The organism is Duganella alba (assembly GCF_009674495.1).
GTDB classification, from domain to species: domain Bacteria; phylum Pseudomonadota; class Gammaproteobacteria; order Burkholderiales; family Burkholderiaceae_D; genus Rugamonas; species Rugamonas alba.
In genome coordinates, this window is record NZ_WKJN01000002.1 from 30,660 (window position 1) to 50,966 (window position 20,307).

15 protein-coding genes are annotated in these 20,307 nt (G+C 65.0%); 8 read left to right on the forward strand and 7 right to left on the reverse strand.

The features are described 5' to 3' along the window. The first annotated feature begins 178 nt into the window (after nt 1-178). Complete coding sequence (locus GJ695_RS02005) at nt 179-1,312, forward strand: hypothetical protein (protein WP_154361958.1); 1,134 nt, start codon at nt 179-181, stop codon at nt 1,310-1,312. On the opposite strand, the gene GJ695_RS02010 is transcribed toward GJ695_RS02005, so the two are convergent. After that, nucleotides 1,313-2,362 carry a M29 family metallopeptidase gene (locus tag GJ695_RS02010; RefSeq protein WP_154361959.1) on the reverse strand — a complete coding sequence of 350 codons (1,050 nt, stop codon included), beginning with the start codon at nt 2,360-2,362 and terminating at the stop codon, nt 1,313-1,315. Nucleotides 2,363-2,514: 152 nt separating this feature from the next. Here GJ695_RS02010 and GJ695_RS02015 point away from each other — a divergent pair, with 152 nt between their 5' ends. Continuing rightward, nucleotides 2,515-2,967: a hypothetical protein gene (locus GJ695_RS02015; RefSeq protein ID WP_154361960.1), complete on the forward strand. Its 453-nt coding sequence runs from the start codon at nt 2,515-2,517 to the stop codon at nt 2,965-2,967. Nucleotides 2,968-3,090: 123 nt separating this feature from the next. Continuing rightward, on the forward strand, nt 3,091-3,426 hold the full coding sequence (locus GJ695_RS02020; RefSeq protein WP_229260319.1) for an apolipophorin: 336 nt from the start codon (nt 3,091-3,093) through the stop codon (nt 3,424-3,426). Here GJ695_RS02020 and GJ695_RS02025 read toward each other — a convergent pair whose 3' ends face one another. The 4 genes from GJ695_RS02025 to GJ695_RS02040 form a co-directional block, all read right to left on the reverse strand. After that, nucleotides 3,427-5,481: a diguanylate cyclase gene (locus GJ695_RS02025; RefSeq protein ID WP_371866471.1), complete on the reverse strand. Its 2,055-nt coding sequence runs from the start codon at nt 5,479-5,481 to the stop codon at nt 3,427-3,429. 171 nt (nt 5,482-5,652) lie between these two features. After that, a complete protein-coding gene (locus tag GJ695_RS02030) occupies nt 5,653-7,431 on the reverse strand; it encodes an ABC transporter ATP-binding protein (RefSeq protein ID WP_154361963.1) in 1,779 nt (592 codons plus the stop codon). After that, nucleotides 7,421-9,175 carry an ABC transporter ATP-binding protein gene (locus GJ695_RS02035; protein WP_154361964.1) on the reverse strand — a complete coding sequence of 585 codons (1,755 nt, stop codon included), beginning with the start codon at nt 9,173-9,175 and terminating at the stop codon, nt 7,421-7,423. Before GJ695_RS02035 ends, GJ695_RS02030 begins: the two co-directional genes overlap by 11 nt. Nucleotides 9,176-9,319: 144 nt before the next feature. Next, nucleotides 9,320-9,880, reverse strand: a complete 561-nt coding sequence (locus tag GJ695_RS02040; RefSeq protein ID WP_154361965.1) for a phasin family protein — start codon at nt 9,878-9,880, stop codon at nt 9,320-9,322. Between the two features lie 182 nt (nt 9,881-10,062). Here GJ695_RS02040 and GJ695_RS02045 point away from each other — a divergent pair, with 182 nt between their 5' ends. The 5 genes from GJ695_RS02045 to GJ695_RS02065 all read left to right on the forward strand — a co-directional run bounded on the left by GJ695_RS02045 (nt 10,063) and on the right by GJ695_RS02065 (nt 15,704). Beyond that, a complete protein-coding gene (locus tag GJ695_RS02045) occupies nt 10,063-11,337 on the forward strand; it encodes an amidohydrolase family protein (RefSeq protein WP_154361966.1) in 1,275 nt (424 codons plus the stop codon). A gap of 69 nt (nt 11,338-11,406) precedes the next feature. Then, nucleotides 11,407-11,928 carry a GNAT family N-acetyltransferase gene (locus GJ695_RS02050; RefSeq protein WP_154361967.1) on the forward strand — a complete coding sequence of 174 codons (522 nt, stop codon included), beginning with the start codon at nt 11,407-11,409 and terminating at the stop codon, nt 11,926-11,928. Continuing rightward, complete coding sequence (locus GJ695_RS02055; protein WP_154361968.1) at nt 11,925-12,437, forward strand: GNAT family N-acetyltransferase; 513 nt, start codon at nt 11,925-11,927, stop codon at nt 12,435-12,437. Before GJ695_RS02050 ends, GJ695_RS02055 begins: the two co-directional genes overlap by 4 nt. 75 nt (nt 12,438-12,512) lie before the next feature. Continuing rightward, a complete protein-coding gene (locus tag GJ695_RS02060) occupies nt 12,513-14,141 on the forward strand; it encodes a methyl-accepting chemotaxis protein (protein WP_154361969.1) in 1,629 nt (542 codons plus the stop codon). A gap of 111 nt (nt 14,142-14,252) precedes the next feature. After that, nucleotides 14,253-15,704: a putative bifunctional diguanylate cyclase/phosphodiesterase gene (locus GJ695_RS02065; protein WP_154361970.1), complete on the forward strand. Its 1,452-nt coding sequence runs from the start codon at nt 14,253-14,255 to the stop codon at nt 15,702-15,704. Here GJ695_RS02065 and GJ695_RS02070 read toward each other — a convergent pair. Then, a complete protein-coding gene (locus GJ695_RS02070; protein ID WP_166455046.1) occupies nt 15,694-18,132 on the reverse strand; it encodes an alpha-L-rhamnosidase-related protein in 2,439 nt (812 codons plus the stop codon). The two genes, GJ695_RS02065 and GJ695_RS02070, sit on opposite strands and share 11 nt — an antisense overlap. Further along, on the reverse strand, nt 18,132-19,979 hold the full coding sequence (locus GJ695_RS02075) for a glycoside hydrolase family 13 protein (protein ID WP_154361971.1): 1,848 nt from the start codon (nt 19,977-19,979) through the stop codon (nt 18,132-18,134). Before GJ695_RS02075 ends, GJ695_RS02070 begins: the two co-directional genes overlap by 1 nt. Nucleotides 19,980-20,307 lie beyond the last annotated feature (328 nt).

Consider the following 20,307-nt stretch of genomic DNA (forward strand, 5'->3'; position numbering starts at 1 on the left):
GTGAGTTTAACAGGGGCGGGTAGGCACCTGCTCGAACTTCGCGCCAGTGAGGCATCGCCGGCCGGATCCGTGCACGCTTATCTCACATCAAATTTCGCTGCGCCGGATATGGAACAGTGGATCTGGAGCCCGGTCCCGGACCGGTCATCCATCCCTAAACGTTTAAATTGGAGGATGTATGGAGATCATCAATCTGTCGGACAAACTGAAAAGCATGATGGCCGGTATCAAAGTCAAGATGGACGCGTGGCCGCCAATGGCCGAAGGGGAGTCGTTGTTGAACCATACCGTCATTTTTACTTACGCCAATATCGAGTGCAACTGCATCGACGTCAGCTACGGCCTGGTTACGCTATCCAGCCTGCCGTCGCCGGAGACGCGGCAGGTATACCGGCTGGTGAATTGCCTCGACGTCGCCGATAAAAAAAGCCTGGGCGTGGATTTCAGTTATACCGAATCGACCACGGCGACAAAATCGGTGACGGTGACCGAGGGGAGCAGCGTTACCTTGAAAGCGGATACGGGCATCAAGATGGACGTCGTCTCCGCAGGTGTCGGCCTGTCGGAAACGAAAACGCTCAACCTGCAAAAAGTGGACAGCAATGTCAGCCTCAAGCAGGAAAGCAAAGTCGAACGCTACGATCTCAGTTACGAACTGGCGCCGCAGACCGCCATCGAGGTCGCGATAAGCAAGGAATTACAGGAGTACAGGCAAGCCTTCGGAGGGAAAATACTGATCGACGGCGACATCCTGGTGACGGTGCGCCGCAATTCGGATGGCCAGATGTCCGGCCGGTTCGCGCCGGCGGGCCGTATCAGCGCTTATCTGCCGGCCGAGAAACGGCTGCTGGAGGTGCAGGGCGAGTTTGAGCACATCAAGGGCACGCGTACCACCCGCAGCGCCCGCAGTTTCCCGGTTTCGAAGCAGCCCGACCTGTGCGCTGGCGAGCAGGCGGCGGCGGGGCACGCGGCTTTGCTGGCGGCTCTGTGGCAAGCGCCGGAACCAGCGTTTGGGCGGGCCAGCGTGCGGCTGGCCAATATCAGATGCAACGCCGGCATTTACTACGCGGACTTCGATATCGAAACCCCTGGCTGCGACAGCAGCGCGGCATCGGGGTTCGATGTTGTCCTGGTGATAGAGCGCGATGGAGGTCAGCATACGCAGCGGACCTCCATCGAGGGATGGGAGGCCGGGGAATCCGTGCCGGGCGGCTTTCGCATCAGCCGCAGCGGCAATTATGGCGAGGGCGAAGTGGTCGACATCATCAACATCCAGCAGCCCGATTTCAATTGCTTTGACAAAGAGCGGTGATTAGGCCACCTGCCAGGTGCCGTCGCGGTAGATCAGTTCATCGTCGAGGTAGACGCCTTCGGTGACGGCGAAGACGTCGATGTGGTAACGGGCGTCCTTGCGCTTCAGCTGCGGCTTGGTGTAGACGCCGTGCTTGGCGCCCAGCGACAGGTGGATGCCGCACATGCGCTCGTAGGTGCCGATGTCGTCGACGAAGCAGTCGCGCGAGAAGGCGCGGTTCATGCCGAAGCCCAGTTCGCGCAGCCACACTTCGCCTTCATGTTCGCGGATGATGGACAGCATTTCGTCAAACGCCGGCGTGCTGTTTTCGGCGCCGACCACGCGGCCTTTTTCAACAATGATGGTGATCGGCGCCTCCGGCTTGTTGACCAGGAATTTGGTGTCGCCGAACACGAAGATGCGCGCGCGGCCGCTCACCGCTTCCAGGTCCTGCGCCTCGGTGAACACTTCGCCCAGCGGGAACTGGCCGCCGATGTTGGTCATGCCGCTGTAGTCGCCGATGTTCAGCTTGGCCGATTCGAACGGCGAGGCGAACACCAGCCGCTCGCCATTGCCGGTGTCGACCACGCCATGCCGCGCCTGGTCGATGCGCGCCTTCAGCGCATGGCCGACGCCTCGGTAGTAGGCCGGGTCGTAGGCCAGCGAATCGATGTAGTGCAATCCCTGCTCGCCCGGCATGCGCGACAGGTGCACGTGCTCGATCACTTTCAGGCCGCGCTTGAACAGTTCGATGCGGATGCGGTAGGCGTCCATGCGGAAGCTGCCGGACTGGATCAGCACCACCAGGTCGCCGGCGTTCAGGCGCGCGAAGGTGGCCAGGATGGCGTCCGGCGCGGCGCTGTCGAAGTCGATGAACTGGGCGTCCGGCGCCACGCGGCGGTAGGCTTCGGTCAGCGCGCGATTGAGGTCGGTGCGGGTATCGTGGACGATCAGCGCGGCGTGCGGCGCGCGGTGTTCGATGGCGATGGCCAGCGTGTCGCGCAGATTGCGTTCGGCGGTGTCGACGGCGTGCTCGGGAATGCTGCCGAAACGGGAGGGGGAGGACGTCATGGTGGGGCGCTTATCAGGATCAGCCCGCATTATAAGGCAGTTGCCATGCGCGCCACGCCCCTGCGCATTCTCCTTGTAATGGATAAAGGAGCGATATAGAATGAAAAAAATAGCCTAGCGGCAACTCCGTGGCGATAACGACAGGAAGCGTGATGACCGTATTGATGGGACAGGATTTGCCGCTGGAGCGACCGGACTCGACCGGGCGCGCAGCGTTGTTCGTGCCGACGGCGGCAATCAAGGGCGATGTACTGGAGACGGTGCGCATGGGCGCGGCGATCGTCGGTTATGGCAACCATGACCGGACCTTGACTATTTATTACGAAAGCAACCGTTTCAACGAACCGAACCTGGTCAAGTGGGAGCAGAAAGCGCGCAAGGCGTTCGAGCGGCTGGCGGAGAATCTGCCGACCGTGTCCAAGATGGTCAGCAAGCCGGAGAATTTCGAGCAGGTCGGTTACATCAGCAGCAAGGGCATCCTGATCCGCCGCATGGAAAAGCTGCGCAACTGGCTGGAAAAGTCCGAAGCGCTCGATGGCGCGCCGGAATCCGAAAACGTGGTCTTCACGCCGCCGCCCCCTCCCAAGAAAATCGTCGAAACCTGACGCCCGATTCTCCCGCACCTGACCCTTGCCGCGATCGCGGCCGATTGCGTCGCCTGCCGTGCGCTGCGGCGATGCGGAGCGCTGTATGCTGTTGGAAAGAATACATTCTTTCAGGAGATGATTATGATGATCCGTTATATCGCGGTGGCCCTGGCGACGCTGGCGCTGCTCGGCGGTTGCCAGAAGAAGGAAGATCCGAGCGAAGCCGGTCCGGCGGAACGCGCCGGCCGCAAGATCGATGAGGCCACGCAGCAGGCCAGCCAGAAGCTGGACAACGCCGCGCAGCAGGCCAACCAGCAGCTCACCGATACCGCCAAGGAAACCAGCCAGAAGCTCGACAAGGCAGCCGACCAGGCCAGCGAGAAGCTGAACGAGGCCACCAAGGAGGCCGGCCGCAAGCTGGAACGCGCCGGCGAGAAGATGCAAAGCGCCGCCGACGAACGCGAGGCGAAGAAGTAGTCAGTGCTTGCCGGCCGCGTGCTTGATCGAGACCACGTTGGTCTGTTCGGTCGGCGGCGGCTGCTGGTCCGGATCGCCGCCCAGCACCACGCTCAAATCGACGAAGCCTGAGCGCCACGCACGCTCCAGGTCCTGCTCGATCGCTTCCATCGAGGTCAGATGGAAGTTGTCGAAGCCGCGCACGCCGTAGGCGCGGTTTCGGCCATGGGCCTTGGCCAGGTACAGCGCCATGTCGACCAGGTTGACCGCGCGTTCCCACGCCAGCGGCTCGTCGCCCGGCACCAGCGGGTAGGGCGAAAAGCCGACCGACACATTCACCGAAATCTCGTGCTCCTGGTATTTCAGCGATTGCGACGAGATGCTCAACAAAATCCGCCGCGCGATTTCGTCGACGCCCTGGCGCGGTATCGCCGGCAGGAAGGCGAGGAATTCCTCGCCGCCCCAGCGCACGATCATGTCGGTTTCGCGCAGCGCGATGCGCAGGTTCTCGGCGATCATCTTCAACACCGCATCGCCGGCCGCGTGGCCGTAGGTGTCGTTGATATGCTTGAAGTGGTCGACGTCGAGCAGGAACAGCGCGCCGACCACGTCGTCCGTACGCTCCTGCACGGTCAGGCCGCGCATGAAGTCCTGGAAGTGGCGGCGGTTGTACAGCGAGGTCAATGGGTCCAGCGTCGATTGCGCCTTCAGCTCCAGGTTCTTCACCTCCAGCTGCGCGTTGGTGTGCCGCACCTTGCGGTACAGCAGGCCGACCACCGCCGCCGTCAGCGCCAGCACCAGCGCCAGCAGCCACCACACGCGCTGCTGCAGGCGGCGGTTGTCGATCTCGGTGCCCTTGACCTGGTTCTCGCGGCTCAACAGCTCGATCTGGCGCTGCTTCTTCTCGGTCTCGTACTTTTCCTGCAGTTCCAGCATGGCTTGCTGGCGACGCCGTTCAAACAGCTCGTTGGAGATGTTGCGCTCGCGGTGATAGGCCTGCACCGCGCCGGCCAGGTCGCCCGCGCGCTCCAGCGCTTCGCCGTATTCGCGCAGCGCCGCTTGCAGATCGGGCCTGTTGTTTTCACGCTCGTAGCGGGCCAGGCCCTGTTCATACTGCTTCTTGCCCTCGGCCAGACGGCCCATGCCGATGTAGGCCTGGCCCAGGTTGAGGCGCGCCGTCGCCTCGGTCGATTTGTCCCGGGTCTTGTCCGACGATTGCAGCGCTTCCTGCGCGTACTGCACCGCGCGCGCGTAGTCCTGCTGCTTGAGGTGGATGTCGGACAGGTTGACCAGCGTGATGCCGACCATGCGTTCGGCGCCGAGCTTGCGCTCCAGGTCCAGGCTTTCCTGCAGCACGCGCAAGGCGCGCTTGGGCTGGCCGGAGTCGATGGCCAGGCCGTACTCGGTGTTCTTGGCCAGCGCCATGCGGCCGGGCGAATTGAGTTTTTCGGTTTCCGCCAGCAGCTCGGCCAGCGTTTCGGCGGCGTTGTCGTAGCCCTTCATCTGCGTGTGCAGCTTGGTCAGTGCGTTCAGCGCGGCGACCAGGCTGATGGCGTCGCCGGCGGGCGGCCGCGCAATGTCCACCGCATGCTGCAGCTTGAGCAGGGCGGCGGGGAAGTTGCCCTGTTCGGCGTAGGACTGGCCGGCGGTGATGGTGGCCTGCACCTGCAGCGGGATATCGGCGGTGGTCAGCGCCAGTTTTTCGGCGGCGAAGGCCATGCGGTGGGCGGCGTCCACTTCGGCCTGGGCGAACAGCACATAGGTCTTGGCCAGCATGCCCTTGGCGATGATGACGTTGTCGCGCAGCGAGGTGCCGAAGGCGATGACCTGGTCGGCCGCTTCCATCGCCAGGTCGTTCTGGCCCAGGCGCATGCGCACGGTGCTCATCTGGGTCAGGAACTCGGCGCGGGTGTAGGAGGAGGCGGCCACCAGTTCCGGTTGCAGCTTTTGCAGCTGTCCGAGCGCCTTGTCGGGCACGAAGCGGCTTTGTTCGCGGACGTCGAGGATGCGTTCGTCGAGCGTGGCCTGGGCCAGCACCCACGCAGGCGACAACGCCAGCGCCACGGCTGCCGCCACGGCGCCTCGCCTCCAGTGCCACCTTCCGCCATTTCTTGATCCAGCCAACTTGACGCCCTCACAATTGCAACGCAATGTCTAGACAATTATAGGCGTGTTGCAGTCGAGAAAGCCCCGAAGCCTGTGATTTTTCGCCAAAATCGCACAGTTTTCAGTGGCTTTTTGACACTTTCAAGCTGCCAGCTGCTGCAAAAGGTATAGGCGTTGGTACAAGCCGCCGTCGATTTGCATCAGCTGCTCGTGGGCGCCGGTTTCGGCGATGCGGCCGTGATTGAGCACGATGATGCGGTTGGCGTCGCGGATGGTGGACAGGCGGTGGGCGATGGCGATCACCGTCACCTTGCCGCGCAATTCGTCCAGCGCCACCTGCACGATCTGCTCCGTTTGCGAATCGATGTGCGAGGTCGCTTCGTCCAGCAGCAGGATGCGCGGCGCGCCGGCCAGCGCGCGGGCGATGGCGATCAATTGCTTCTGGCCGACCGACAGGCGCGAGCCGCCTTCGCCCAGCGGCGTGTCGTAGCCCTGGTCGAGCGCCGCGATGAAGTCGTGGGCGTGGGCGGCGCGCGCGGCCGCTTCGATCTGCGGCTGCGTCAGGCCGCGGCCCATGTCGATGTTCTCGCGGGCCGAGGCGGCCAGCAGGAACGGGTCTTGCGGCACCAGGCCCACTTCGGCGCGGAAGCGGTCGTTGTCGATGTCGTCCAGCGGCACGCCGTGCATCAGGATGCTGCCATGTTTGGCCGGATAGAAGCGCAGCAGCAGCGACAGCAGCGTCGACTTGCCGCTGCCGGTGTGGCCGACGATGCCGACGAAATCGCCCTGGGCGATGTCCAGCGACAGGTCGTGCAGCACCGGCTGGCCTTCGTTGTAGGCGAAATTCAGGTGGCGGATGGCGACGGCGGGCGAGTCGTCGTCGTTGGCGGCCGCGCGGGTGGCGGCTGCGCGGCTGCGGTGTTCCTGCGCCGCGCCTTCATCGAGCAGCGTGGCCACGCGCGCGGTGGCCACCACCGATTGCTGCAGTTGGCTGAACTGCATGGTGATCTGGATCAGCGGCTCGATCACGCGCGCCAGGTAGCTGATGAAGGCATACAGCACGCCGACTTCGGCGGCCGTCATCTCGCGGTGGCCGAACATGAAGATCACCGCCGCCAGCAGGATGATGTTGAACAGGTCGAGCGCGGGACGCAGCAGCCAGGCGTTGGCGCGCAGCTCCGACAGGCGCGCCGTGTAGTGGTCCTGGTTGGTGGCGGCGAAGCGCTGGCCGAAGCGCGCCTCGGCGTTGCTGGCCTGGAGCACGCTCATGCCGCCGATCGATTCGGCCATCTGGCCATTGATTTCGCTGCGCAGCGCGCGGGCGCGGGTGACGGCCGGCGCGCTCCAGCGCTGGTACAGCCAGACGATCAGCAGCACCGCCGGCAGCAGCGCCAGCACGATCAGCATCAGGCGCCAGTCCAGCCACGCCATGGCGCAGACGGTGCCGACCAACACGATGGTCGAATCGAGCATGACAAACAGCACCTGGATATACAGACTTTTCACCGCTTCGGTGTCGTTGGTGACGCGCGAGACCAACTGGCCGGTGATGGCGCGGTCGAAGAAGGCCATCGGCAGCAGCAGCACGTGGGTGTAGACCATTTCGCGCAGGCGCATCACCGAACGCATGGCCAGGCCGGACAGGCGCACCAGTTGCAGGTAGCGCAGACCGCTGGCGATCCAGCCGGTCAGCACCAGGCCCGCCAGCAGGCCGGCCATGCGCGGCCAGTCCAGGTGGTGCGGCAGCAGGTGTTCGTCGATCAGCGCCTTGCCCATGATGGGGCCCATCACTTCAAGCAGGGCGGCGGCCATCAGCCACAGCACGGCCCAGCCGAGATGGTGCTGGTCGGGCAGGGCGGCGCGGCGCAGCAGGGCGATCGCCTGGCGCATCTGGCCGGTGGTGGATTGTTCAGGCTTCATCGAGACTTGCTTCCAATTGTTGATAGCGCCACTGGCTGGCGTACCAGCCGTCCAGTGCCAGCAGCTGTTCGTGGCTGCCGGTTTCGCTGATGCGGCCATCGCGCAGCACGACGATCAGGTCGGCGCTGACGACGGAGCTCAGGCGGTGGCTGGCGATGACCGCGCTGCGGCCCTTGCGCGCCTGGCGCAGTTCTTCGAGGTGCTGGAGGATGCGGGTTTCGGTGCCGGTGTCGACGGCGGACAGCGCATCGTCGAGCAGCAGCAGATCGTTATCGGCCAGCAGCGCGCGGGCGATGGCGACGCGCTGGCGCTGGCCGCCGGACAGCGTGATGCCTTTCTCGCCCACCTGCGTGTCGTAGCCGTCGGCGAACAGCAGGATGTCGTCGTGGATGGCGGCCAGGTCGGCCGCGTGTTCGACTTCCGCGCGTGTTGCGTTGGGACGGGCGAGAGCGATGTTGTCGGCGATCGAGGCCGAGAACAGGAAGGACTCCTGCGGCACCCAGCTGATGGCGGCGCGCAGCGCGTGCAGCTTGTATGCGTCGAGCGCGTGGCCGCTCCATTGCACGCTGCCGTGTTGCGGCGTCAGCTGGCGCAGCAGCACGCGCAGCAGCGTGGACTTGCCGCTGCCGGTGGGGCCGACCAGGCCGAGGGTCTGGCCCGGTTGCAGCGTCAGCGTGATGTCGCTGATGGCCGGCGTGCTTTGTTCGGCGTAGGCGTAGCTGATGCCTTGCAGCGTCAGCGGGCCGGAAGGCACGGCGGCGATGCTGCCGTGATCGTCGATGGCCAGCGGCGCATCGAGCATGGGCTGGAGGCGCTGCCAGGCGGCGCGTCCGCGCTCGATCAGCGACAGTACCCAGCCGGCGGCGAACATCGGCCAAATGAGCTGGCCGAGGTACATGGTGAAGCTGGTCAGCGCGCCGATGGTCAGCTGGTTCTGCCAGACCAGGTAGCCGCCGAGGCCGAGCGTGAGGCCGCTGGCGGCGGTCAGCGTCAGGCCGACGGCGGGTTCGTAGGCGGCTTCCCATACCTGCGCGCGCAGGCTGGCGTCGGAGGCCTTCGACGCCAGTTCGGAAAACTGCTTGGCGCTGCGCTGTTCCAGGCCGAGCGCGCGCAGCGTGCGCACGCCGGACAGCGTTTCCTGCACATGGTCGTTCAGCGCGCTGAAGCGCTTGAGCGAATCGGTGGAAGCGGTGTGGATATGTCCCGAGATATACCAGAATGCCCAGCCCATCAGCGGGAACGGCAGCAGCGCGATGCAGGCCAGGCGCCAGTCGACGCCGAGCAGCATCACGCCCAGCACCATCACCAGCGTCAGCGCGCCGTCGAAGCCGGCCAGCATGGCTTCGCCGGCGGCCATTTCGATGGCGTCGATATCGTTGGTGGCCAGCGCCATCAGGTCGCCGGTGCGCTGGCGCTGGTAGAAGGCCGGGCCTTGCAGCGTCATGCGGGTATACAGGCGGGTGCGCAGCGAGACGCCGAGCCGGTAGGCGGCGCCGTACAGGATCTGCCGCCAGGCGACGCGCAGGAAGTAGATGCCCAGGCCGATCAGCAGCAGCGAGCCGATTTGCATCAGCAGGGCGTTGCCGGACAGGGTGTGATTGGCCAGGCCATCGATCATGGCGCCGACCTTGCGCGGCACCCAGACACTCAGGGTCGCCACGCCGGCCAGCATGGCGCCGGACAGAATATAGGCGCGGCTGTGCTGGCGGACGAATCCGCCGATCAGCCGGGAAAGATTAGACATGCATGTTGCCTCGAAAAGCGTGTAGCCCGCTAGGATACAGCATGCACAAAAAGACGGGGTCAGGTCCCCCATTTCTACACGAGCTGTGCCGTAGCTGCGCATACGGCACAGCTCGTGTAGAAATGGGGGACCTGACCCCGGAGTTTATTTTTTGGCTTTGGGGGCGGATTTGGCGGGTTTGCCTTCTGGCGCCAGGGCGATCGGTTTCGGCGAGGGGAAGGATGGCTTGACCGCGGCTTTGACTTCGACGAATTCTTCCTGCGCCGGGATCGGCGCGGCCGCTGGTTTGGCTTTGGGCGCTTTTGCCGGCGCCAGCGGGACGCTGGCGACCGGTTCGTTGGCGGCGGCCACCGCGGCGCTGACGGCGGCGGACAACGCCGGCGGTACGGCCGCTACCGTGGGCTTGGTCGCGGCCAGGTCGGTCACTTGCTTGAAGGTGCCCTGGGCACTCTGCAGCAGCGCGCTCTGGGCGGTCGAGGCAATGCTGTACAGCTCGCGTCCGTAGGCCAGCAGGCTGTCGAAATTGCCCTGGTGCGGCACGCTCGGGTCTTTGGCTGCCAGCAGCTGCTTGGCGGTGCTGATGTTGAGCGCGATGACTTTCTGCGCGCTGTCGACGGCCGTGCTGGCGAAGGTGTTGAAGATCTTGAATTGCGCTTCAAGTTGCGATTTGGTGGCGGCGGAAAACTGTTCGGTGATCGAAGACATGGTTTCTCCTGAATTATGATGCAACGCAATAAGGCCATTCTAGCGACGATTTTTGGCGATGGAAAGTTATTTTTTCTACCATGTGCATGCACAAACACGATATCAATTAGTGCGACGCAACAATTGGTGTATTTTGTTGAATGTGCCTACAATGACCTTACTTCAAATCAATGGGAGCGCAGATGGATGTCGTGATACGCAACGCCAATCTGGCGGACGGCCAGCAGGGTGTCGACGTTGCCATCGAGAATGGCCGCATCGCCGCCGTCGGTCCGCGCCTGCCGCTGCAGGCGGCGCACGAGATCGACGCAGCCGGCGATCTGTTGAGCACGCCGTTTGTCGATGCCCATTTCCATATGGACGCCACCTTGAGCTACGGCTTGCCGCGCGTCAATGCCTCGGGCACGCTGCTGGAGGGTATCGCGCTGTGGGGCGAACTGAAGCCGCATCTGACCCAGCAGGCGCTGATCGACCGCGCGCTGCAATATTGCGACTGGGCCGTGGCGCGCGGCCTGCTGGCCATCCGCACCCACGTCGATGTCTGCGACGACCGCCTGCTGGCGGTGGAGGCGCTGCTGGAGGTCAAGCGCCTGGTGGCGCCGTATCTGGATCTGCAGCTGGTGGCCTTTCCGCAGGACGGCGTGCTGCGCGCGCCCAATGCGCTGATCAATCTGAAGCGCGCCATCACCATGGGCGTGGACGTGGTGGGCGGCATTCCGCACTTCGAGCGCACCATGGCCGAGGGCGCGGAGTCGGTGCGCATCCTGTGCGAGTACGCCGCCGATCAGGGCCTGATGGTCGATATGCATTGCGACGAGTCGGACGATCCGATGTCGCGCCATATCGAAACGCTGGCGTACCAGAGCAACCGGCTCGGCCTGCACGGCCGCGTCACCGGTTCGCACCTGACGTCGATGCATTCGATGGACAATTATTACGTCAGCAAGCTGCTGCCGCTGATCCGCGAGGCGGGCGTGGCGGCCATCGCCAATCCGCTGATTAACATCACGCTGCAAGGCCGCCACGACACCTACCCGAAGCGGCGCGGCATGACGCGCGTGCCGGAGATGCTGGCGGCCGGCATTCCGGTCGCCTTCGGCCACGATTGCGTGATGGACCCGTGGTACAGCCTCGGCTCGGGCGACATGCTGGAGGTCGCGCACATGGGCCTGCACGTGGCGCAGATGACCGGCCAGGAGGCGATGCGCGATTGCTTCCGCGCCGTCACCAGCACGCCGGCCGCCATCCTCGGCCTGCAGGATTACGGCGTCGCGCCCGGCTGCCACGCCGACCTGGTGCTGCTCGACGCGGCCGATCCGGTGGAGGCCATCCGCCTGCGCGCCGCGCGCCGCATGGTGATGCGCCGAGGAAAAATTATCGCGGAGTCGCCGCGCGCGCAGGCGCGCCTCCGTCTGCCGGGGCGGCCGGAGCAGGTGGATTTCCGTCTGAACCGATGAGCGTCCGCGCTGGACTTGCACCGCGAAATACATGACAATCGGACATCGTTCAATCCGCGTGGAGCTGTCTTGAAAGAAATTGCTATTCGACCCGCCACGGAAGCCGACTTCGGCGCCATGTGGGACATATTTCAGGAGCTGATCGCCAGCGGCGACACCTATTATTTTGCGGCCGACACCAGCCGCGAAGATTGCCATGCCTACTGGTTCGGTCCCGGCCTGCAAAGCTATGTGGCGATCCACAACGGCGAGCGGCTGGTCGGCATGTACCGCTTGATGCCGAATCAGCGCGACCGCGGCGCGCACGTGGCCAACGCTTCGTTCATGGTCAGCCCGGCGGCGCAGGGCGTCGGCGTCGGCAAGCTGCTGGGCGCCGACTGCCTGGACCGCGCCCGCGCCGAGGGCTATCTGGCGATGCAGTTCAACTACGTGGTCAGTTCGAATATGCCGGCCGTGCTGCTGTGGAAGAAGCTGGGCTTTTCCATCGTCGGCACCCTGCCGCGCGCGTATCGCCATCAATACCTCGGTTATGTGGATGTGTATGTGATGTACCAGCTGCTGGAAGATCCTTCGCACTGGCCCGATGCATGAAGATACTTGAGACGGAGCGTCTGACCCTGCGCACCATCGAAGCGGATGACGCGGTTTTTTATCACACGCTGATCAATGATCCGACCTGGCTGGAATATATCGGCGACAAGGGCATTTATACCGTCGAGGCGGCGCGCAAGGCGATCATCGAGGGGCCGTTCGCGATGCAGCAGAAGCTGGGCTTTTCGCTGTACGTGATGGAGCGCAAGGACGACGGTACGCCGCTCGGCATGTGCGGACTGATCAAGCGCGACTGGCTGCCCGACGTCGATATCGGCTACGCGATCCGGCCGGCGCATTTCGGCCAGGGCTATACCTATGAGGCCGCCGCCGCCGTGGTCGGCCATGCGCGCGACCAGCTGCGCATTGCGCGCCTGCTGGGCATCACGGACCCGGGAAACGCCAGGTCGATCGCGCTGCTGGCCAAGCTCGGGCTGACGTTTATTGAACACAAAGTGCTGCCGCCTGATAATCGTCCTACCAACATTTATCGCATGGACTTGCTTTAACGTAGTGAATCCATAGATTTTTTTTGCGCGATGTAGCAAGATGAATTCCGTTCCCCAACAACGGAAAGGGTCGTCATGAAACTCGCCAATCTGAAGATCGGTGTACGGCTGGGCCTGTTGGGAGGGTTCTTCTTTGTGGCGCTGGCTATCGTCGCGCTGGCAGGATGGCGCGCTTTGGAGAGCAGCAACGTGCGCAGCGCGCAAGCCCTGGCACGTTCGGTGGCGTTGAGCCAGGCCATCGACACCGCGCGCAGCGCGCAGGTGGAATTCAAGATCCAGGTGCAGGAGTGGAAGAACATCCTGGTACGCGGCAATGATCCCGCCCAACTCGACAAGTACAGCAAGGCCTTCGTCAAGGGCGGCGACACCACGCGCGGCGAATTGCAGAAGCTGAACGGCATGCTCGGCAAGCTGGGCCTGGCGACGCCGCTGGTGGACGACGCCATCGCGACGCAGAACGAGCTGGTGTCGCGCTACATGGAGGCGCTGAAGAAATACGACTCCGCCAATCCGGACAGCGCCCACGTGGTGGACAACCTGGTCAAGGGCATGGACCGCGAGCCGACCAAGAAAATCGATGACATCGTGGCCTTCATCGGCAAGGAGTCGGTACGCCTGATCGCCGCCATCGAAGCGGAAAACAGCGCGGCCTACAGGCGGACGCTGATCACCATGGGCATCACGCTGCTGGTGACGGTGATTGTCGGCTGCGTCACGGTGACGTCGCTGATTCGCAGCATCACCCGTCCGCTGGACGCGGCCGTCAGCGTGGCGCAAACCGTGGCGGCGGGCGACCTGCGCAGCGAGGTGCGGGTCGACAGCAAGGATGAGATCGGCGACCTGCTGGGCGCGCTGAAAACCATGCAGGGCAACTTGAGCCATATCGTGGGGCAGGTACGCCATGGCACGGAGACCATCCACGGCGCGACCGTCGAGATTGCCGCAGGCAATATGGACCTGTCCGGCCGCACCGAGGAGCAGGCCAGTTCGCTGGAACAGACCGCCGCCGCGATGGTGGAGCTGACCACCACCGTCAAGCAGAACAACGAGAACGCGGCCGAGGCCTGCCGCCTGGCCGACAGCGCGTCCACGGTGGCGGCGCGCGGCGGCGACGCGGTGGCGCAGATGGTGCATACCATGGGCGAGATCAACGACAGTTCGCGCAAGATTGTCGACATCATCGGCGTGATCGACGGGATTGCTTTCCAGACCAACATCCTGGCGCTGAACGCGGCGGTGGAAGCGGCGCGCGCCGGCGAGCAGGGACGTGGCTTTGCCGTGGTGGCGTCGGAGGTGCGCAACCTGGCGCAGCGCTCGGCGGCGGCGGCGCGCGAGATCAAGGAGCTGATCGGCACGTCGGTGGGCCGGGTCGAGGAAGGCAGCCGCCTGGTCGGCCAGGCCGGCGAGACCATGAACGAGGTGGTCCACAGCGTGCAGCGCGTGACCGCCATCATCGGTGAAATTTCGGTGGCCAGCGGCGAGCAGCGCGACGGCATCGAGCAGATCAGCATCGCCATCAACCAGATGGACAGCGTGACGCAGCAGAACGCGGCGCTGGTGGAGGAGGCGGCCGCGGCGGCCGATGCGCTGCAGCAGCAGGCGGCCAGCCTGTCGGAGGCGGTCAGCATCTTCAAGCTGCAGGAGCAGTCCGGCATGGCCAGGCTGCCTTCCCCGCGCAGCCGCACCCTGCAACTGGCGGGCTAGCATTTGCCACAGGCCGTTTGATGCGCCTCAACCGTGCGCGTGAACGGCCTTTTTCCCTCGCCACTATCCACTATCATTCCTCTTCCGCAGCAGCCGACGGAGAGGGACAGCATGAACAGCATATGGATGGTGGCGGCCGTCATTGCGCCATGTTTGCTGGCGCTGGCGGCCGGCCAGTGGCAGGCGCGCGGCCTGCGCGCGCGCTGTGCCCAGTTGCAGGCGGCGCTGGCGGCGCAGCGCGACACCGAAATGCGGCTGGACTTTATCGCCCATCACGACAGCCTGACGGGCCTGCCGAACCGCCTGCAATTCCAGATGCAGCTGGAGCACGGCGTGGCCTACGCGCGCCGCCACGACAATCTGCTGGCGGTGTTGTTTGTCGATATCGACAGTTTTAAAGCCATCAACGATACGCTGGGCCATGACGCCGGCGACCAGGTGCTGGTGCAGTTCGCCCAGCGCCTGCGCCAGTGCGTGCGCGAGGTCGATACGGTGGCGCGCCAGGGCGGTGACGAATTCATCGTGCTGCTGACGGAGCTGCGCAGCGGCGCCGACGCGCAGCAGGTGGCGGAGAAGATCATGCTGGCCATCGCCGAGCCGTTCACCGTCAACGGCGAGCTGCTGGACGTGGCGGCCAGCATCGGCGTGGCGGTGTACCCGGACGATGACGAGGATATCGACACGCTGATCGAGAAGGCCGATCTGGCGATGTACGCGGCCAAGCAGCGCGGCAAGGGCGCCAGTCTGCGCTTCCTGCCCAGCATGCAGGCCAAGGCGTATTCGCGGCTGATCCTGGAGACGGCGCTGCGCCACGCGCTGGAGCACAATGAATTCATCCTCACCTACCAGCCCAAGATGAATCTGAAGGAGCGGCGCATCACCGGCGTGAAGGCGCTGCTGCGCTGGAAGCATCCGGAGCTGGGGCTGGTGATGCCGCTGGACTTCCTGCCGGTGCTGGAGCAGAGCGCGCTGATACTGCCGGTCGGCTCGTGGGCGATGACGACGGCGGTGGCGCAGGCGCGCCGCTGGCTGGAGCAGGGACAGGTGCAGACGGTGGCGCTGCACCTGTCGCCGCGCCAGTTCTTCCACAAGGATATCGCGCCGAGCTTCGCGGCGATCCTGGACAAGGCCGGCGTGCCGGGGCGCTGCATCGAGCTGGAAATCACCGAGGCCATGCTGATCGATAAGAACCAGAACGCGGAGGAGATCCTGCAGCAGTTCAAGCAGCTGGGCGTGCGGATTGCGATCAGCGATTTCGGCACCGGCTATGCGTCGCTCAATTACCTGCGGCGCTTCCCGGTGGATGTGGTGAAGATCGACAAGTCGTTTGTCGACGACCTGGCGCGCGGCGGGGCGATGGTGCGCGCCATTATCGAGATGGCGCATACGCTGAACATGCAGGTGATCGCGGCCGGCGTGGAGAACGCCGGGCAGCTGGCGCAGTTGTCGGCGATGGGCTGCGACGAGGCGTTCGGCTTCTGCATCAGCGCCCCGGTGGCGCCGGAAGAGGTGGAGGCGCTGCTGGCCGGCGGCCGGCAGCGCGTGGCCGTCACTACTTCGTGAGCATGATGCGCACGCCGTGGATGTCGAACTTGTTGGACGGCCCCTTGACGCCGCCCGCATCGCCGTAGGTGGCGTTGTTCTTCATGTAGCTCATGTTGTAGAAGTCGTCCAGTTCCAGCGTGTAGCTGCCGGGCTTGAGGCTGGCGCGCAGCGGCGTCGAATACTTCGCGCCCTGCGCCGCCGGCGAGTGCGGCAGCTGCACCACGCCGCTGGCGACGACGGCGCCGCCGCTGTCCTTCAACGACGCCCATTTGACGCCGCCGCTGACGCCGAGGCGGATGTCGTGCGCGGTGTTGCGGTACTTGATATGCACCGCGTAGCCGCCTTCGCGCTCCACCTTGAAGGTCTGGGCAAAGGTGTCGGAAGGCGCGCCCCAGCCGTTGCGCGAGACGGCGATTTCCTCGCCGCTGTTCAGGCATGCCGGCATGCTGTGGTGGCTGCGGTTGCCGGAGCTGGTGTACACGGCTTCCACCGCATAGCAAAGATTGGCTTCCGTGCCGGCGTGGCGGTCGGCCCAGGTGGCGGCCGTGATGCGCGGGCCGACCAGCTGGCCGTTGCGGTAGACGTTGAACGCCACGCCTTTGCCCCCGCCGTCGATGCGCAGCGTCGGCAGGCCGTAGCTGCCGCGTTCCAGCTTGGCGATGCGCGGCTCGGCCGGCGCATACACGGCGGCGTCCTGCACCAGCGGCCTGGCGGTCACGCTGCGCTTGGCCTGCTGGCCGGGCAGCAGTTTGCCGAGGCGGATTTCGACGGTGTTGTTGTCGCCCAGCGCTTCCCAGTCCAGCGTGCCGGCGGCCAGCTTGCCGTTCAGCGTGATGCTGTCGACGGCGTAGTAGCCGTTGCCGGCGACGGCGGCGGGCAGCAGCACGCGCACTTGCAGGCGTTTGCCGCGCAGGGTCAGGTTGTTGAGCGTGATGGCGTCGCTGCCGGCGAAGGTGTCGCGGCGCAGCCTGGCGGTGATGAACGGGTGCAGGGCGATGCCGTCGTTGGTGGTCTGCACGCCGAACACGCTGCCGACCACCATGCCGAGGTAGCCGCCCACGGACCAGAGCTGGCGGCGCGAGTTGATCACCGGGCCGCTCAACTTGCCGTCGTCGAGCATCGGCTGGCCGGACAGCCATTCCAGGTTCTCCATGTTGGACAAATTGGTGGCGGCGCCGCGCAGCAGCGTGTCGTAGGCCGCATCGGCCACGGCGACGTTGCCGCCGATGGCGGCCGCCTTCAGGCCGAAGGTGGTGACGAAGGGCCACATGGCGCGGTTGTGGTAGACGGCGGTATTGGCCTGCTGCGGCCAGATCACCGGCGCGCCCAGCGGACCATGCGGGTAGTGCGCGAGGATGCTCTGCGCCTGCTGCTGGTCGGCGATGCCGGTGACGATGGCCAGCGACTGGCCCAGCCAGTCGTACTTGTATTCGGCGGCGCCGTCGAAGTGGCCGGCGGTGAGGCTGCTGTACATGCCGCTGTCGGCCTGCCAGAAGCGCTGGTTGATGGCGGCTTTCAGGTCGGCGGCCCAGCCGCTGTAGCGCGCGGCGCCGGCGGCGTCGCCCTGTTCGGCCGCCAGCTGCGCGGCCAGCGTCAGCGCCTTGTAGTGGGCGGCGTTGGTGGACAGCGCCTTGGAGGTGGCCATGAAGGCCAGTTCGTCCGGTATCCAGGCGGCGTAGGTCTGGTCGCGCCAGTCGAGGAAGGATTGCTCGCCGTTGTACAAGCCGTCGGCGGCGTCCCAGATGGCGAGGCGGTCGTTGTCCAGCGTGTTGCGCAGCGCGTGCAGGGCTTTCTGTGCGAAGGCGGCGCGTTCGGCCGGCGGCAGGGCTTTCAATGCTTCGTCGGCGCCGAAGGCCCAGCTGACGCGGTCCGAGCTGACCGGCCAGCTGCCGCCGCTGCCGGTGTCCTGTACGATCTGGTAGCCGTCGCCGCTGGCGTGGGCGCCGGCCGTGACGCCGTCGCGGTAGCCGGCCAGCTTGAATTCCAGCGAGTTGCGGGTGCGCTGCGGGTCGAGCATGCCGAGGCCCAGCGAGGCGGCGTAGGACAGGTCGCGCGTCCACACGTAGTGCCATGATTCGCCGGTTTCGAAGCAGTCGCACGGGATCGGATTGCCGCCGTTGTAGCTGCCGTCGCGGATTTCGCTCACCGAGTCCTGCTTCATTTCGACGCCGGCCAGCGCGAACAGCGCGTCGAAGCCGAGGTTGCCGCTGCGGACGGTCGGCAGCGCGGCGCTTTCGGCGTAGCTGATTTCCTGCTTGCCGCCGTCGCGCACGCGCATGGTGGTGGACTGGGTGTAGCTGCGCAGTGTGGCGGCGGCATCCGGCGTGGCGTAGCGCACGGTTTCCTGTTTGCCGTCAAAGGTGGGGTAGCGGCTGACCGCGTCGGCGGCCAGGGCGGGCAAGGCCGCGCTCAGGGCGGCGGCCAGTGCGCACAAGGTGAAACGCATTATTCAATCTCCAATATCGTTACCGAACGTGCCGGCAGTTTGACTTCGCCGGCCAGCGGGACGCGCTGGCCGCTGATGACGTCCGTGCCGGCGCTGACGCCGTCCAGCATTTCGTGGAAGCGCGCCGTCTTGAGCACGGTGTCGGTCTTGTTTTTATTGAAGGCTACCATGACTTTCTTCGCGCCGTCGTAGCGGAAGTAGACGTAGGTGTTCTGCTCCGGGCCGTAGTGCATCATCTTGCCGTTGTGGATGACGGTGGCGGTCTTGCGCCAGTTGAACAGCTTCTTGACGTAGGCTTGCGCCGCCAGTTGCTGCGGCGTCAGGCCCTGGCCGGTGAAGGCGTTGACGGTGTCGCCGCGCCAGCCGCCGGGAAAGTCGAGGCGGTAGGAGGCGTCGTCGCGCACCTTGGTGTTGCTGGTCATGAGGATTTCGCTGCCGGTGTAGAACTGCGGGATGCGCGGCGCGGTCGCCACGAAGGCCATCGCCATGCGGAACAGGTCTTCATCGCCATGCAGTTCGCTGAAGATGCGCGAGACGTCGTGGTTCCCTTCGAACAGCACCAGGTTGCCCGGATTCGGGTACAGGTAGTCGAGCGACAGCGCTTCGTACAGCGTGGTCAGGCTGTGTTCATCGCCGTCGCCGGCGGCCAGGCCGCGGCGCATGGCGTCGGTCAGCGGGAAGTCCATCATGCTTGGCATGTGCGATGCGTAGCCGTTGAAGTTGCGCTTGCCCTCCTGCCAGTGCGCCACCACCGGCGCCAGGGGACTCCATTCCTCGCCCACCATGTTCAGGTGCGGGTACTCGGCCATCAGCGCGCCGGACCAGCGGCTCAGGAAGTCGGTGTTGGAATAGCCGTAGGTGTCGACCCGCAGGCCGGCCAGGCCGGCGTATTCCACCCACCAGATGTCGTTCTGGATCAGATAGGTGGCCAGGTAGGGATTGGCCTGGTTCAGGTCCGGCATGCTTTGCGTGAACCAGCCGGCGGTGAAGTTGGTCTTGTCCTGCTCCGACGCATACGGGTCTTGCAGCGCCACGCGGTGGTGCTCGGTCGGCACGTACTTGCCCTGGTAGGTGAGCCAGTCCGGCGCCGGCATGTCCTGCAGCCACCAGTGCCTGCTGCCGATGTGGTTGAGCACCACGTCCTGGATCACGCCGATGCCCTTGCTGCGCGCCTGCGCCACGAAGTCGCGGTATTCCTCGTTGCTGCCGTAGCGCGGGTCGATGCGGTAGTGGTCGGTGGTGGCGTAGCCGTGGTAGGAGTAGTCCGGCATGTTCGATTCCAGCAGCGGCGTCGGCCACAGCATGGTGAAGCCCATGCCGGCGATGTAGTCGAGGTGGTCGGCCATGCCGCTGATGTCGCCGCCGTGGCGGCCGCCCTTGTTGGCGCGGTCGGCGCGCTCACTCATGCCGGCGGCGCTGTCGTTGGCCGGATTGCCGTTGGCAAAGCGGTCGGGCATGACCTGGTAGATGGCGTCCTTGCTGCTGAAGCCGGCGCGCTGCGCCGAGCCGGGCGCACGCGCCAGCAGCTGGTAGCTGTAATGGACGTTCTGGCTGCCGCGCTTGAAGGTCAGGTCGATCTTGCCGGGCTGGGTGTCCGGCGCGATCTCCAGGTCGACAAACAGGTAGTTGCGGTTGGCGACCCGGCTGACCGCGGCGATGCGCACGCCGGGATAGGCCAGCGCCGGCTCCAGGTCGGCGATCTGCTGGCCGTGCACCATCAGCTGCAGCCGGGTGTTGTGCATGCCGGTCCACCACAGCGGCGGGTCCATGTGGTCGATCTGGTAAGGGGCGGCCGGGGCGGCCAGCGGGAGCGCCGACAGCAGCGCGGTGGCGAGAATCTTGTTCATACAGTCTCCAGAGGGGCTTGTAGTAGTCGTACTACAGGCGCATTTTGATGGTTTCGCCCGAGAATACTATGAAAACTGTCGCTTTTTCTAGTTTTAATACAGATATTCAGCCCGTGCCGGCCTGTCGCTTGACTGCGCCGGGTTGACAGGTAGGAAATGCAACAGAATCCTGGCTTGGTGCACAGCAAAATGTAGTTCCACTACACGGACGCCGGCCCGCTTCTGTAGCCGAAATACAACGAGAACCAGGTTTTCATAGGGGATGCAAGGGCTGGCGCGCCTATGAAGGCGTAAGAATGCTGAAGCTTGATTGACACAGAATCTAGTT